This is a genomic window from Arthrobacter sp. AL12 (assembly GCF_029960645.1).
GTDB lineage: Bacteria > Actinomycetota > Actinomycetes > Actinomycetales > Micrococcaceae > Arthrobacter.
In genome coordinates this window covers 185,576-200,080 of record NZ_JASBQY010000005.1, presented here as the reverse complement: position 1 = coordinate 200,080, position 14,505 = coordinate 185,576, and the positions used below count along the sequence as shown (strand labels likewise).

The following is a 14,505-nucleotide window of genomic DNA, read 5'->3' as shown; positions in this document are numbered from 1 at the left end:
CTGTGAGCACAGGGAACACTGCAGCAGACGCCGACACATCCACCCCCTCCGAGGCCGTGCGCGAAGAGTACGAGGTCCTCGTCGAGGAGGTACGCAAGCACCGCTTCGCGTACTACCAGGAGGACGCACCGATCATTTCGGACGCCGAGTTCGACGAGCTGTACCGGCGGCTGGAAACGATCGAGGCCATGCATCCGGAACTCGTGGCCAACGATTCCCCGACCCAGGAAGTGGGCGGCGAGGTGTCCGCCGCCTTTGCCGCCGTCGAACACCTGCAGCGGATGTACAGCCTGGAGGACGTCTTCTCCCTCGAGGAGCTGGAGGCGTGGATCACCAAGGCGGAGGCGAACATCGCCAGGCTCGGCAACGGGACCCCGGCCTGGCTCACCGAACTCAAGATCGACGGCCTGGCCGTCAACCTGCTCTACCGCGACGGTGTGCTGATCCGGGCCGCCACCCGCGGCGACGGCACGACGGGGGAGGACATCACCCACAACGTCCTGACCATCAAGGAAATCCCGCAGCAGCTGCGCGGCGAGGGTTTCCCGGCCGAGATGGAGGTCCGGGGCGAGGTCTTCATCCCGTCCAAGGCCTTCGCCGAATTCAACGAGGCCCTGATCGAGGCCGGCAAGGCGCCGCTGGCCAACCCCCGCAACGCCGCCGCCGGCTCGCTGCGCCAAAAGGACCCGGCGGAAACCGCCAAGCGCCCGCTCCGGATGTATGTGCACGGCATCGGCGCCCGCGAAGGACTCGACACGGCCAGCCAGTCGGACACCTACCGTCGGCTCGCCGGGTGGGGTTTGCCCACCAGCCCCTACTTCGAGGTCCTGCCCGGGCTGAAGGACGTGCTGGAATTCATCACCCGTTACGGCGACAAGCGCCACAGCCTCACCCACGAAATCGACGGCATCGTGGTCAAGGTCGACGACTTCGCCACCCAGCGCGCGCTCGGCTACACCTCCCGGGTTCCGCGCTGGGCCGTCGCCTACAAGTACCCGCCCGAGGAAGTGCACACCAAGCTGCTGGACATCGCGGTCAACGTGGGCCGCACCGGCCGGGTCACCCCCTACGGGGTGATGGAACCCGTCAAGGTGGCCGGCTCCACGGTGGAGATGGCCACGCTGCACAACCAGGAGGTCGTCAAGGCCAAGGGGGTCAAAATCGGCGACATCGTGGTGCTGCGCAAGGCCGGGGACGTCATCCCGGAGATCGTCGGGCCGGTCCTGGCCCTCCGCGGGCAGCAGGATCCGCCGGTCCGGGACTTCGTGATGCCCACCGAATGCCCTGCCTGCGGCACTCCGCTGGCCCCCGCCAAGGAGGGGGACGTGGACATCCGCTGCCCCAACGCCCGCTCCTGCCCGGCGCAGCTGCGCGAACGCGTGTTCCACCTCGCGGGCCGCGGCGCCTTCGACATCGAGGCCCTCGGCTGGGAGGCCGCCATCGCCCTGACCCAGCCGGGCGAGCCGGAGATCCCGCCGCTGACCACCGAGGCGAACCTGTTCAGGCTGACCCCCGCGGACCTCGCCGATGTCCGCATCCGGCGGGAAAAGCGATCCAAGGGCGTGGCCACCGGCGAGTTCGAGCTGGTGCCGTACTTCTTCAGCAAGGGCACCGCCAAGACCCCGTCCAAACCCACGGCCACCACGGAGAAGCTGTTCCGCGAACTGGAAAAAGCCAAGACCCAGCCGCTCTGGCGGGTCCTCGTGGCGCTCTCCATCCGGCACGTCGGCCCGCGGGCCTCCCGCGCCCTCGCGACGGCCTTCGGCAGCATGGAAAAAATCCGGCAGGCCTCCGAGGAGGAGCTCGCCCACGTCGACGGCGTCGGGCCGGTGATCGCTGCGGCCCTGACCGAATGGTTCACCGAGGACTGGCACCGCGAGATCGTCGACACCTGGGCGGCCGACGGCGTCCGGATGGAGGACGACCGGGACGAGTCCATGCCCCGGACCCTGGAGGGACTGACCATCGTGGTGACCGGCAGCCTGGAGGGCTTCAGCCGGGACGAGGCGAAGGAAGCCATCCTGATCCGCGGCGGCAAGGCCTCCGGCTCGGTCTCGAAAAAGACGGACTACGTCGTCGCCGGCGAGAACGCGGGCACCAAGCTGGACAAGGCCGAACAGCTCGGCGTCCCGGTCCTGGACGAGGACGGCTTCCGCGCGCTGCTGGCCAACGGCCCGGCGGACGGTGCCGCCGGTCCTTCGGCAGGAAGCCCCGCGAAACCAGGAGACGCCGTGGACCGGAACGACGCCGCCGCCGGCCGCGCTGTCGAGGACGCCGAAGAGGACCACCAGGAAGTCGTGACCGAATGAGAGCCGAAACCCCCGAACAGTCCGCCGGTTCCCTGCCGGCCGCGCTGCTGGAACTCGCGCAGCAGGCGGCAGCGGCCGGGGCTGCGGTGCTGGCCGGACGGAATACGGCCGGGCTGGACGTCAGCAACAAGGGCGACTCCGGGGACTGGGTGACCGCCTTCGACCTCGCCGCGGAAACCGCCGTCCGGGACGTCATCACCGCGGCGAGGCCGTTCGACACCATCACCGGCGAGGAGGGCGGCACCGTCCTGCCGGCGTCGCCCAACGGCTACCGCTGGTCCATCGACCCGCTCGACGGGACCACCAACTTTATCCGCAACATCGTCTACTACGGCACCTCCGTGGCCGTGGCGGACCCCGACGGCGTCTGGCTGGCCGGCGTCGTGAACGCCCCGGCCCTGGGCCGCAGGTACTACGCCCTCCGCGGGCGGGGCGCCTGGCTCGAGGAAAACGGCCGGCTGACCCAGCTGTCCGGACCGGTCGCGGGGCGCACCGGACAGATCCTGGCCACCGGATTCAGCTACGACCCGGCCGTCCGCGCCGAACAGGCCGCCGGGCTGGCCAGCATCATGGACGGCTTCGCCGACGTCCGCCGGCTCGGGTCCGCCGCCCTGGACCTCTGCCTCGTGGCCGACGGCACCCACGACGCCTACGGCGAACGGGGCCTGAACGAACACGACTTCGCCGCCGGCGCCCTGATCGCCGAGGAAGCCGGCTGCTGGGTGCGCCGTCCGCGGCTGACCAGCCCACTGGACGGCGGCCCCTCCGACGACGAACGCCTCCCGGCCTGGACCTGCGCCGGGACGCTGGAACTCTCCGGCAAGTTTCCGCTCTAGTCCTGCTCTGATCCAGACTTTGCGGGCGGCGCCTCTCATCCGGCCCCTGCAGGCAGCGCCGTTCTGATAGTTCAGTCACGGAAACCGGTGTTCCGTGATCGGGTGCGGGAGCCCGCCCGTACCATGGACAGGTGCATCCTCAGATCCTCATCCGCCCCGCAGTTCCGGCCGACTACGACGCCATCGCGCGCATCACCCGGGACGCCTACCTGGCCGCAGGCTACTTTGAGAGCGCCGACCACCCGTACATGCGGCAGATCCAGGACGTGGCCCGGCGGGCCGCGCAGGCCACCATCTGGGTGGCCGAACGCGCGGGAAGCATCGTCGGCTCCGTGACGCTCGCCGTCGCCGGCGAACCCTACGCGGACATCGCCGAGGCCGACGAGCTGGAATTCCGGATGCTCGTCGTGGACCCTGCCGTGCAGCGCAGCGGTGCCGGCAAAGCCATGGTCCACGCCATCCTGGACCATGCCCGGTCGCTGCCCGGAATCAATGCCGTGGCGCTGACCACCGGCCTGACCTGGGAAAGCGCCCACGGGCTCTACCAGAAGACCGGCTTCCAGCGGGCGCCCGAGCGTGACTGGATCGTGCCGGACACCGACATCAGGCTGCTGGTCTACCGCCAGGAACTGTAGGCCGCCGGACGGCCGCCGGGACGGCAGGAACCGGAGGGCCGCCGCTTCCGTTGGGGTAGGGTTTGGGACAATCAAAACGCTCAACCTGGAGGATCCATGGCACCGCACATCCCCGGCTCAATCGACGAGAAGCTCCTCGGACTGTATCTCTCGGACCACCTGACCGGCGCCACCGCCGGCGTCTCCCGGATCCAGCGCATGGCCGAGGCCTTCGCCGACACCCCGGTGGCCGCCGAGCTGTCCCGGGTCAGCGCGGAAATCACCCAGGAACGCGATGTGCTCGCCGGGCTGATCCAGGATCTGGGCGTGCGGCGTCGCCCGCACCGCCAGGCCGCCGCCTGGCTGGCCGAGCACGCCGGCCGGCTCAAGCTGAACGGGCGCATCGTGCACCGGTCCCCGATGACGATGGTGCTGGAGGCCGAGCTGATGCGCGCCGCGATCCTGGGAAAGCTCGGCGGCTGGCAAACCCTGGAAGAGCTGGCACCCGAGCTCGGACTCGACCCGGCGACCTTCAAGAAGTTCGGAGACGACGCCCGGTCCCAGATCGAGGCCCTCAGCCGCGTCCACGAGCACGCCCGCAGCAACGCCTTCCGCAAGAACCGCGACATCACCACCTGACCGTCAAAACCCTCATTCTGTGCCGTGCAGTCTCCATCCGGGGGCACTTTGGGCGTGATTGTCGACGCCGGCGCTGTAGTTGACGGCGGGTCCGCGCCAATGTGCCCCCGGAGTGTAGAAAGCCTCGGTGGCGGGGGTACAGCCAGGCAAGAACCCAGCTCACCCGACACATTTTCCGCCGGGACAGCCGCAACGCCGCCCGCCGCCCTAAAGTGGTGCCGACTCCACGCCTCACGGCGAAAAGGCACCTCCATGCGCGCGACATCCGGCACCGGTTCCGTTTGGGAACAGAAGGTCGGCTACTCCCGGGCGGTCCAGGTGGACAACGCCCTCTACATCTCCGCCACGGCCGCCGGCGGCGAGGACGGCCTGGTCGGCCAGGACTTCCACACCCAGACCCGATGCGTCCTGAATAAGCTCGACACCGTCCTGGCCGACGCCGGCTTCGACTACGCCGACGTGGTGCAGTCCAAGCTGTACCTGACGGACATCAGCCAGTGGGAGGAAACCGGCCGCGCCCGCGGCGAAGTCTTCGGCGAGATCCGCCCCACCCGGCCCTGATCCACGTGCTGCCGTTCCTGGATCCCAAGATGCTGGTCGAGATCGAACTCGTCGCCCAGAAAAGCACCAGGTGACTCCAACGCGGGGTCACTCCCGGCCCGTCCGGGACCCCCGGACGGGCCGTACCTGACCCCGCGTTGCTGTGGCGGACGGGGGATCAGGGGTTTGCCGTCGGCGGCAACCCGTAGCGGTGCTCGGGACGGCCGGTGGTGCCGTAGCGCAGCTGGATGTCGACGGCGCCGTCGTCGGCCAGCGCTGAGAGGTACCGCTGGGCGGTGGCCCGGGAGACGCCCACCCGGGTGGCGACCTCGGCCGCCGAGTACTGTTCACCCGGCTCCAGCGATTCCAGTACGGCGGCCTCGGTGGCGGACCGCGGCTTGGCCGAGGGGATGACGTCCCCGGGGATCAGCGCGCGCTTGGCCCGTTCCACCGTGTCCTGCGTGACGTTCCCCGGCTGGGCCAGGATCCGCCGGTAGCGCGCATAGGAGCGCAGCTGCTGGGACAGCGACTCGGCCGTGAACGGCTTGAGCAGATAGCCCAGGGCCCCGCGCCGGAACGCGAGCCGTAGCGAGGCCGTGTCCGAGGCGGCGCTCAGGATCATCGTGTCCACGTCCAGCTGGTGCAGCAGGTCCAGGCCCGACGCGTCCGGCAGGTAGACGTCCAGCAGCACCAGGTCCGGGCGCAGGCTGTGGATGGCCTGCAGGGCCAGCGACGCCGACCCGGCCGGGGGCAGCGCCAGGAATCCCGCCACCGAATCCACATAGGCCGCATGCAGTTTGGCGACGTGGAAATCGTCGTCGACGATCAGCACCCGGAAATCCTCAGACATCGGTGTCCCTTTCGTTGGGTGCCGTCGCATTGAGCGCCGTCGTCCCCGGCAGGGTCGCCATGAACACCGCGCCGGGGCCGCCGGCGGAGCCGGGGTCCAGCACCGTCACGTCCCCGCCTCGGCGGCGCGCCAGCTGCCGGGCCAGCGCGAGGCCCAGGCCCTGGCCGGCGCCCGCCCGGGCCGGGCGCTCCGACGTCGTGAATCCTTCCGCGAACACCGCGTCCGCACCGCCCGCCTCCGCGGCCGGCAATCCGTCGCCGGAATCCCCGACGACGATCAGCAGCGTCCCGCCGCCGGCCCCGGTGCCTGGCTCGTCGAGCACTTCCACCTCGACCCAGCGCTCCGGCGCGGAGCCCGCGACGGCGGCGTTCACGGCGTTGTCGATCAGGTTGCCCAGAACCGTGGTGACTTCCTGCGGCTCGGTGACCTGGCCCCGGACCAGGGTTTCCGGGCCGAGCCGCAGGGTCACGCCGCGTTCGTCCGCTTCCACGCCCTTGGCGCCCAGGAAGGCCTGCAGGTAGGGGTCCTGGAGCAGCTCGGCCTGGTCCACGGGGAACTTCAGCGGCCCGGTGGCGGCCAGCCGGGCCAGGTAGTCGCGGGCCTGCTGGTGCTGGCCGATGCTCATGAAACCGGCAATGGTGTGGAGCTGGTTGGCGAACTCGTGCCGCTGGGCCCGCAGCGCGGTGGACATGGTGCCCACGGCGTCCAGCTGGCGGGTCAGCTGCTGGAGTTCGGTCCGGTCCCGCAGCATCAGCACCCAGCCCAGGTCCTCGCGGCCGTGCAGCGCCTTGCGGGCGCTCGCCACCAGCACGCGCCCGCCGGCAACCAGTTCCACCGCGTCGCCCTCGGCGGCGTCGGCCCGGGTCAGGGCAGGCAGCTGGGCGGGGACCGGGGCGTCGGCCCACGGCGTTCCGGTGAGATCGGGCTGGCCCAGCAGGCGCTGGGCCGCGGGGTTGAACACGCTGATCCGGCCGTCCGCCGCGACGCCGATCACGCCGTCGTCGACGCCTTGCAGGACGGCGACCTGGTCGTGGACCAGGGTGCTGATCTCCTCCGGTTCCAGGCCCAGGGTCAGCCGCTGGAGCCGGCGCCGGAGCAGGAAGGAGGCCAGGACCCCGACCAGCAGGGCGCCGGCGGCGATCAGTGCGATCGGGACGATGTCCCGGGAGAGGCTCTGGCTGATGGATTCCGTGGAGTAGCCCACACTGACCTCACCCACGACGGCGTCCGAGCCCGGGGCGAACACCGGAACCTTGGCCCCGGCGGAGGGGCCCAGGGTGCCGGTGTTCCGGGTCGTGACTTCCTTGCCGGCCAGGGCCTCGGTCGGATCCGTGCTGACCCGTTCGCCGAGCCGCTCCGGATCGGGGTGCGCGAGCCGCAGGCCGGCCTCGTCGGTGATGACCACGAACAGGGCGCCGGTGCGGGTGCGGGCACCCTCGGCGGCGGCCATCAGCGGCCCGGCGAGCAGGTCGGCGGCCGGGGGAGTGCCGGGCTGGGCGCTGATCTGCTGCACCTCGGCGCGGACGTCCGGGTCCGAAGCCACGGTCCGGGCCAGGGTCAGGGCCTGGTTCTCCGCCTCGCGCCCCAGCCGGTCGTAGGTGAGCCAGCCGTGGACGGCGCTCGTCAGCAGCACCACCAGGGCCACGACGCCCAGCTGCAGCAGCAGGGTCTGGGTGGAGAACCGCAGGGGAGGCCGGTCGGTTAAACGGGGCACGGCGGTCCTCCTTCGGGTGTGAGCACAATGCGCAAAATGCGTCCAATAAGCAGTATGCCAATCAAATGCGGCAAAGACCCAGCCGTGACGCGCGCCACTCTAACGTCTGTAGTACGCATCACACCGGGGTGGTGCGATTCACTGAAGAAGGAGCCGGCCGTGCTGGTATTACTAGGATTCGCCATGATCGCGGTATTCATGGTGCTGATCATGACAAAGAAGCTGACGCCCGTGCTGGCGCTCATCATCGTCCCCACAGTCTTCGGACTCTTCGCCGGCGCAGGACTCGGCATCGGCCCGATGGTCATGGACTCGATGAAGTCCATGACGTCCACGGCAGCCCTGCTGATGTTTGCCATCATCTACTTCGGCCTGATGATCGACGTCGGGCTCTTCGACCCGCTGGTCCGGTTCATCCTGCGCAAGCTCGGCAACGACCCCGCCAAGGTCGTCCTTGGCACGGCCATCCTCGCCGCCGCGGTATCGCTCGACGGCGACGGCTCCACCACCTTCATCCTCACCACCGCGGCCATGCTGCCGGTCTATCTGCGCCTCAAGATGAGCCCCGTGGTCCTGACCTGTGTGGCGGGCCTCGCGAACGGCACCATGAACATCCTGCCCTGGGGCGGCCCCACCGCCCGTGCCGCAACCGCGCTGAAGCTCGACGTCAACGATGTCTTCGTTCCGATGATTCCCTCGCTGATCGCCGGCCTCGTGGTCGTGTTCGTCTTCGCCTGGCTCCTGGGCCTGCAGGAGCGCAACCGGCTCCGCGCCGTCGCCCCGGAGATCTGGGACTCCGCTGGTACGTTCGACGGCGGCAGCGGCACCGGCCGCTTCGGTTTCGGCGGCAAGGGCTCCGCCCCTGCCGGGGGAGTCCCCGCCGTCGGAAGCCCCGCCACCGGAGGTTCCTCCGTCGCCGTCCTGGAACGCACCGAGGAGCTCGTCGACTACCGCGATACGGCCATGGCCGACACCGCTCTTGACCCCAACCGCTCCACCCTGCGTCCCAAGCTGTTCTGGTTCAACCTCGGCCTGACGGCGGCAGTCATGGTGACGCTCGTTGCCAACGTTGTTCCGCTCCCGTATGTCTTTATGGTGGGTTCCGCCATTGCCCTGCTGGTCAACTTCCCGAAGGTCAAGGAACAGAGCGCCCAGCTGATCGCCCACGCACCCTCGATCGTCGCCGTCGTCAGCATGGTCATGGCCGCAGCCGTCCTGACCGGTGTCCTGAACGGCACCGGCATGGTCAAGGCCATGTCCGAATGGCTCGTGGCGATCATCCCGGCCGACATGGGCCCGTTCATGGCCATCATCACCGGCGTGCTGAGCATCCCGATGACGTTCTTCATGAGCAACGACGCCTTCTACTTCGGTGTCCTCCCAGTCCTCAGCGAGACCGCGGCCCACTACGGCGTCAGCGCCGCGGACATGGCCCGGGCCTCGATCACCGGCCAGCCGTTCCACCTGCAGAGCCCGCTGGTCCCCGCGATCCTGCTGCTCGTGTCCCTCGCCAAGGTGGACCTGGGCGACCACCACAAGAAGGTCCTCTGGCGCACCGCCGTCATCTCCCTGGTCATGCTCGCCGTCGGAGTCCTGACCGGAGCCATCGGCATCGGCTAACAAAACCCGCGAGGTGACAGTTCGCGCCGGTGTTTGCTCAAAACATCGGCGCGAACTGTCACCTCGGCGTTAATGCCCTTGCCGCAGGGTGTCCGCCGGGAAGTAACGGCAGGCGAACCCACGTAGACTGGGACGGAAAATAATCCGAACTTGCAGGGGAGATCCATGGCTGCGATCAACCGCGACGACGTCGCGCATCTCGCGCGTCTCGCGCACATCGAGATGAGTGCTGAAGAGCTCGACAGGATGGCCGGCGAACTCGCCGTCATCGTCGAATCAGTGAAATCCGTCAGTGAAGCCGCCGGTGAGGACGTCCCGGCCACGTCCCACCCGATCCCGCTGACGAACGTGTTCCGCGAGGACGTCGTGGGCCACACTTTCACCGCCGAGCAGGCACTCTCCGGCGCCCCGGACGCGTACGAGGGCCGCTTCAAGGTCCCGGCAATCCTGGATGAGGGCTAAGAACATGACTGAGAACAACGAACTGATCCGCTCCTCCGCCGCGACGCTCGCCGGCAAACTGGCCGCCCGCGAGGTCTCCGCCGTCGAGGTCACCCAGGCTCACCTGGACCGCATCGCCGCCGTCGACGGCAAGGTCCATGCCTTCCTGCACGTCAACACGGACGAGGCGCTCGCCGTCGCCGCCGAGGTCGACGCGATCCGCGCCGCGGGAGGCCCCGCGGCACAGGAACTGCACGCCCTCGCCGGTGTGCCGATCGCCGTCAAGGACCTGATCGTCACCGTCGGCCAGCCCACCACGGCCGGCTCGAAAATCCTCGAAGGCTGGCACAGCCCCTACGACGCCACCGTGGTCAAGCGCCTCCGCGCCGCGAAGATGCCGATCCTGGGCAAGACCAACCTGGACGAATTCGCGATGGGCTCCTCCACCGAGCACTCCGCCTTCGGCCCCACCCACAACCCCTGGGACCTGGACCGGATCCCCGGCGGCTCCGGCGGCGGGTCCGCCGCCGCCGTCGCGGCCTTCGAGGCCCCGCTGGCCCTCGGCACCGACACCGGCGGCTCGATCCGCCAGCCCGGCGCCGTCACCGGCACCGTCGGCGTGAAGCCCACCTACGGCGGCGTGTCCCGCTACGGCGCCATCGCGATGGCCTCCTCGCTGGACCAGATCGGCCCGGTCTCGCGCACCGTGCTGGACTCCGCCCTGCTGCACCAGGTCATCGGCGGCCACGATCCGCACGACTCCACCTCGCTGCCGGACCCGCTGGAGGACCTCGTCGCCGCCGCGTCGATCGGCAACGTGCACGGCATGAGGATCGGCATCATCAAGGAACTCCACGGCGAGGGCTACCAGACCGGCGTAGAGAACCGCTTCAACGAATCCCTCGAGCTGCTCAAGAGCGCCGGCGCCGAAATCGTGGAGGTGTCCTGCCCCAACTTCAAGTACGCCCTGGGCGCCTACTACCTGATCATGCCCTCGGAGGCCTCCTCCAACCTGGCCAAGTTCGACGGCGTCCGGTACGGCCTGCGCGTCCTGCCCGAGGACGGCCCGATGACGATTGAACGCGTCATGGGTGCCACCCGCGCCGCCGGCTTCGGCGACGAGGTCAAGCGCCGCATCATCCTCGGCACCTACGCCCTGAGTGCCGGCTACTACGACGCCTACTACGGCTCGGCCCAGAAGGTGCGCACCCTGATCCAACGCGACTTCGACGCCGCGTTCGCCAAGGCCGACGTGCTGATCTCCCCGACCGCGCCGACCACGGCGTTCAAGCTCGGCGAGAAACTCAACGACCCGCTGGCGATGTACCTCAACGACGTCGCCACCATCCCCGCCAACATGGCCGGCGTCCCCGGCCTGTCCCTGCCCGGCGGCCTGGCCGACGAGGACGGACTGCCGGTCGGCGTCCAGCTGCTGGCCCCGGCCCGCCAGGACGCCCGGCTCTACCGCGTCGGCGCGGTGCTCGAATCCCTGCTCGAAGCCCAGTGGGGCGGCCCGCTGCTGGACAGGGCCCCTTCCCTGACGGAGCCGTCCCCGGGAACGCCTTCCCTGGCGGACCCTGCCCTAAACGACACCGTCGCGAGCCACGGAGGTTCCCACTAATGTCTGATGCAACCCTCAGCTTCGAAGAGGCGATGGAGAAGTACGATCCCGTCCTGGGCTTCGAGGTCCACGTGGAGCTCAACACCAAGACGAAGATGTTCTCCTCCGCCCCGAACGTGTTCGGCGACGAGCCCAACACCAACGTCAACGAGGTGGACCTGGGCATGCCCGGCGTGCTGCCGGTGGTGAACCGGACCGCGATCGAGTCCTCGATCAAGATCGGCCTGGCGCTCAACTGCAAGATCGCCGAGACCTGCCGCTTCGCCCGGAAGAACTACTTCTACCCGGACACCCCGAAGAACTTCCAGACCTCCCAGTACGACGAGCCGATCGCGTACGACGGCTACCTGGACATCGAGCTCTCCGACGGCACCATGTTCCGCGTCGAAATCGAACGTGCGCACATGGAGGAAGACGCCGGCAAGCTGACCCACATGGGCGGCGCCACCGGCCGCATCCAGGGCGCGGACTACTCCCTGGTGGACTACAACCGCTCCGGCGTGCCGCTCGTCGAGATCGTGACCAAGCCGATTGAGGGCGCGGGCAGCCGCGCGCCCGAGCTCGCCAAGGCCTACGTCGCCGCGGTCCGGGAGATCGTCAAGAACCTCGGTGTCTCCGATGCCAAGATGGAACGCGGCAACGTCCGCTGCGACGCGAACGTCTCGCTCCGCCCGCACGGCCGCGAACGCTTCGGCATCCGTTCCGAGACGAAGAACGTCAACTCGCTGCGCGCCGTCGAGCACGCCGTCCACTACGAGATCCGCCGGCACGCCGCCGTGCTGGACTCCGGCGAGCCGGTCATCCAGGAGACCCGCCACTGGCACGAGGACACCCGCTCCACGACCTCGGGCCGGCCCAAGTCCGACGCCGACGACTACCGCTACTTCCCGGAACCGGACCTGGTGCCGATCGTCGCCTCCCGCGAGTGGGTGGAGGAGCTCCGGGCCACGCTGCCCGAGCCGCCGGCCGCCCGCCGGAAGCGGCTGCAGGCCCACTGGGGCTACTCCGACCTGGAATTCCGCGACGTCGTCAACGCCGGCGTGATGGATGAGATCGAGGAAACCATCGCCGCCGGCGCCACCGCCACGGTGGCCCGCAAATGGTGGATGGGCGAAATCGTCGGACGCGCCAAGATCGCCGACGTCGATCCCGGCCAGCTCGGCGTCGCACCGGCGACCATCGTGGAACTGAACACGATGGTCGAGGACGGCAAGATCAACAACAAGATGGCCACCGAGGTCCTCGACGGCGTGCTCGCCGGCGAAGGCACCCCGGCGGAGATCGTGGCCAAGCGCGGCCTCGCCGTGGTCTCCGACGACGGACCCCTGCTCGAGGCCATCGACGCGGCCCTCGCGGCACAGCCCGGTGTCGCGGACAAGATCCGCGGCGGCAAGCTCCAGGCGATCGGTGCGATCGTCGGCGGCGTGATGAAGGCGACCCGCGGGCAGGCCGACGCCGGCCGCGTCCGCGAGCTGATCCTGGAGCGCCTCGGCGTCGAAGGCTAGGTCCCGCCAAGCCCAACTGGCTCGCGGTTGGGGCCGTTTTGAACCCTCAAAACAGCCCCTGCTGCGAGCTACTTGGGTTAACGGGGGGCCATGTTCAGTCAGCCGTTCCGGCCCTATGCTGGTGCCCAAGGGTTCCGGTGACCGGCCGGGCCCAGGGGGAAGGGTGAACCGATGGCAGTTCCGCTGCGCACCGGATGGCGAAGTGTTGTATTGGCGGGCGGATTCGTCGTTGCGCTCAGCGGGGCCGGGGCGGCTGCGGTCTGGGCCGGCACCGAACAGTCAGCGACACCGCTGGCAACCCCCACGACGTCGGCGGCCCAGCCGCCCGGTACTTCGCCCGCGGAAGGGCGGGCGCCCCAGAAAAACCGCGACCTGCCCCTGCATGGCGAAAACGTTGTCAAAAAGAGCGACGGCGGGTTCGAGACCCGGCTGACGCAACAGGGCGCCATCGAGGCCGTGAGCAGTGTGTCAATCACTGTCAGGAGCGAGGACGGCTTCAGCCAGACCTACGTCCTCAACGCCGGAACAGAAATCACGAAACTGCCCCCTCCTGCCGCTGACGGCACCGTCCCGAGAGGCAACGCGGACAAGCGTCTCAAGCCCACCGACGCCGCCGCCGCGGACCTCAAAACCGGGGAACAGGTGCGGATCAAAGGCGTCAAGGACGAGTCCGGCATCACCGCCGGGCACATTATCGCCGGAGCCCCGGGCCTGCCGGGCAAGGGGCCGGGCAACGGAGTGGGCAAGGGACTGGGCAAAGGATTGGGCAAGCACCTCGGAAACGGGCACTGGAAGGACAAAGCCGTGGGGCAGGCCCCCTAAGGCCGGTCAGTGACAAGCTCGGTCATGATGGTCTGCAGTGCTTCGCAGACCATCATGACCGATCTGCGTTTAAGGTTCTCCGGGCGGGCCAGGATGTCGATCCGGCGCCGGGTGCTGATGCCCTCGAGCGGCCGCAGCACAATGCCCGGGTTCAGCACCGGCCGCGCCGTGTACCGGGGCAGCAGCCCGACCACGCCCCCGGTCGCCACCAGCGCCGCCACCGTGGAGTAGTCATTGATCCGATGCACGATGTTCAGTTCCCGGCTGGAGACGGCCGCGACGGCGGAGAGCACGTCCGCGGGGGAGTAGCCGGTGCGGCTGGTCACCCAGGGTTCCCCGACGACGTCGTCCGCCGTCACCGCACGCTGGCCCGCCAGCCGGTGCCTGGCCGGCAGCGCGACATCCAGCGGCTCATGCGCGAGCGGAATCACCGCCACCCGCTCCCCGGGCCAGGCCGCACTGTGGTCCATCCGGTGCGCCAGGACCAGGTCATACCGGGCCGTCAGCGCGGGGAAGTCCTGCTGGGCGACGTCCTCGTCGGAGAGCAGGATCCGCGGCTGCCCCGGACCGGCCAGCAGCCGGGCGAGCGGGGCGAACAGGGCCTGCCCTGCGCTGTGGAACCCGCTGAGGGTCACGGGCGCCACCGGCGAGCCGTGGTACGCGCCGATCGCCGTCCGCGCGTCCGCCATGGCACTGACGACGGCGGCCCCGGCGTCCGCGAGGACCTGCCCGGCCTCGGTCAGGACCAGGTGCCGGCCTTCCTTGCGGGTCAGCGGCACGTCGACGGATTTCTGCAGGGCAGCCAGTTGCTGCGACACCGCCGAGGGGGTCACGAGCAGGGTTTCCGCGACGGCCTTGACGCTGCCGAGGGCCCCGAGTTCGCGGAGCATCTCCAGCTGGTGGATTTCCATGCCGACCAGTCTATGCGCAAGGAAACGCTAAATCGTCGATTGAGAAAAATCCGGTTGTGCTTACGCTTTTCAGCGGCTCTAAT

The 14,505-nt window shown here is 69.3% G+C and carries 12 protein-coding genes and 1 pseudogene; 10 read left to right on the top strand and 3 right to left on the bottom strand.

Annotated elements, in window-relative coordinates; genetic code table 11:
- Positions 1 to 2: 2 nt before the first annotated feature.
- The 5 genes and pseudogenes from ligA to QK291_RS08395 all read left to right on the top strand — a co-directional run bounded on the left by ligA (position 3) and on the right by QK291_RS08395 (position 5,033).
- Positions 3 to 2,309 carry an NAD-dependent DNA ligase LigA gene (ligA, locus tag QK291_RS08415; protein ID WP_282380791.1) on the top strand — a complete coding sequence of 769 codons (2,307 nt, stop codon included), beginning with the start codon at positions 3 to 5 and terminating at the stop codon, positions 2,307 to 2,309.
- A complete protein-coding gene (locus tag QK291_RS08410; protein WP_282380789.1) occupies positions 2,306 to 3,145 on the top strand; it encodes an inositol monophosphatase family protein in 840 nt (279 codons plus the stop codon). The genes ligA and QK291_RS08410 overlap by 4 nt, the downstream gene beginning before the upstream one ends.
- A gap of 131 nt (positions 3,146 to 3,276) precedes the next feature.
- Positions 3,277 to 3,780: a GNAT family N-acetyltransferase gene (locus tag QK291_RS08405; protein WP_282380787.1), complete on the top strand. Its 504-nt coding sequence runs from the start codon at positions 3,277 to 3,279 to the stop codon at positions 3,778 to 3,780.
- Positions 3,781 to 3,876: 96 nt separating this feature from the next.
- Positions 3,877 to 4,398, top strand: coding sequence for a hypothetical protein (locus QK291_RS08400; protein ID WP_282380786.1), 522 nt, complete (start codon positions 3,877 to 3,879; stop codon positions 4,396 to 4,398).
- A 252-nt stretch (positions 4,399 to 4,650) separates the two neighbouring features.
- Positions 4,651 to 5,033 (top strand): annotated as a pseudogene (locus QK291_RS08395) (RidA family protein).
- A gap of 83 nt (positions 5,034 to 5,116) precedes the next feature.
- On the opposite strand, the gene QK291_RS08390 reads toward QK291_RS08395, so the two are convergent.
- Positions 5,117 to 5,788 carry a response regulator gene (locus QK291_RS08390; protein ID WP_282380784.1) on the bottom strand — a complete coding sequence of 224 codons (672 nt, stop codon included), beginning with the start codon at positions 5,786 to 5,788 and terminating at the stop codon, positions 5,117 to 5,119.
- Complete coding sequence (locus QK291_RS08385) at positions 5,781 to 7,502, bottom strand: sensor histidine kinase (protein ID WP_282380782.1); 1,722 nt, start codon at positions 7,500 to 7,502, stop codon at positions 5,781 to 5,783. The genes QK291_RS08390 and QK291_RS08385 overlap by 8 nt, the downstream gene beginning before the upstream one ends.
- 159 nt (positions 7,503 to 7,661) lie before the next feature.
- Between QK291_RS08385 and QK291_RS08380 the strand changes: the two genes are divergently transcribed.
- The 5 genes from QK291_RS08380 to QK291_RS08360 all read left to right on the top strand — a co-directional run bounded on the left by QK291_RS08380 (position 7,662) and on the right by QK291_RS08360 (position 13,511).
- Positions 7,662 to 9,122: a CitMHS family transporter gene (locus tag QK291_RS08380; protein ID WP_282380780.1), complete on the top strand. Its 1,461-nt coding sequence runs from the start codon at positions 7,662 to 7,664 to the stop codon at positions 9,120 to 9,122.
- 165 nt (positions 9,123 to 9,287) lie between these two features.
- Entirely contained in the window at positions 9,288 to 9,584 is a 297-nt protein-coding gene (gene gatC, locus QK291_RS08375; protein WP_282380778.1) for an Asp-tRNA(Asn)/Glu-tRNA(Gln) amidotransferase subunit GatC, read from the top strand.
- A gap of 4 nt (positions 9,585 to 9,588) precedes the next feature.
- A complete protein-coding gene (gene gatA, locus QK291_RS08370) occupies positions 9,589 to 11,184 on the top strand; it encodes an Asp-tRNA(Asn)/Glu-tRNA(Gln) amidotransferase subunit GatA (RefSeq protein WP_282380776.1) in 1,596 nt (531 codons plus the stop codon).
- Positions 11,184 to 12,689, top strand: a complete 1,506-nt coding sequence (gatB, locus tag QK291_RS08365; RefSeq protein ID WP_282380775.1) for an Asp-tRNA(Asn)/Glu-tRNA(Gln) amidotransferase subunit GatB — start codon at positions 11,184 to 11,186, stop codon at positions 12,687 to 12,689. Before gatA ends, gatB begins: the two co-directional genes overlap by 1 nt.
- A gap of 171 nt (positions 12,690 to 12,860) precedes the next feature.
- Entirely contained in the window at positions 12,861 to 13,511 is a 651-nt protein-coding gene (locus QK291_RS08360; RefSeq protein ID WP_282380774.1) for a hypothetical protein, read from the top strand.
- On the opposite strand, the gene QK291_RS08355 is transcribed toward QK291_RS08360, so the two are convergent.
- A complete protein-coding gene (locus tag QK291_RS08355) occupies positions 13,508 to 14,422 on the bottom strand; it encodes a LysR family transcriptional regulator (protein ID WP_282380773.1) in 915 nt (304 codons plus the stop codon). The genes QK291_RS08360 and QK291_RS08355 overlap by 4 nt on opposite strands.
- Between the last annotated feature and the right edge of the window lie 83 nt (positions 14,423 to 14,505).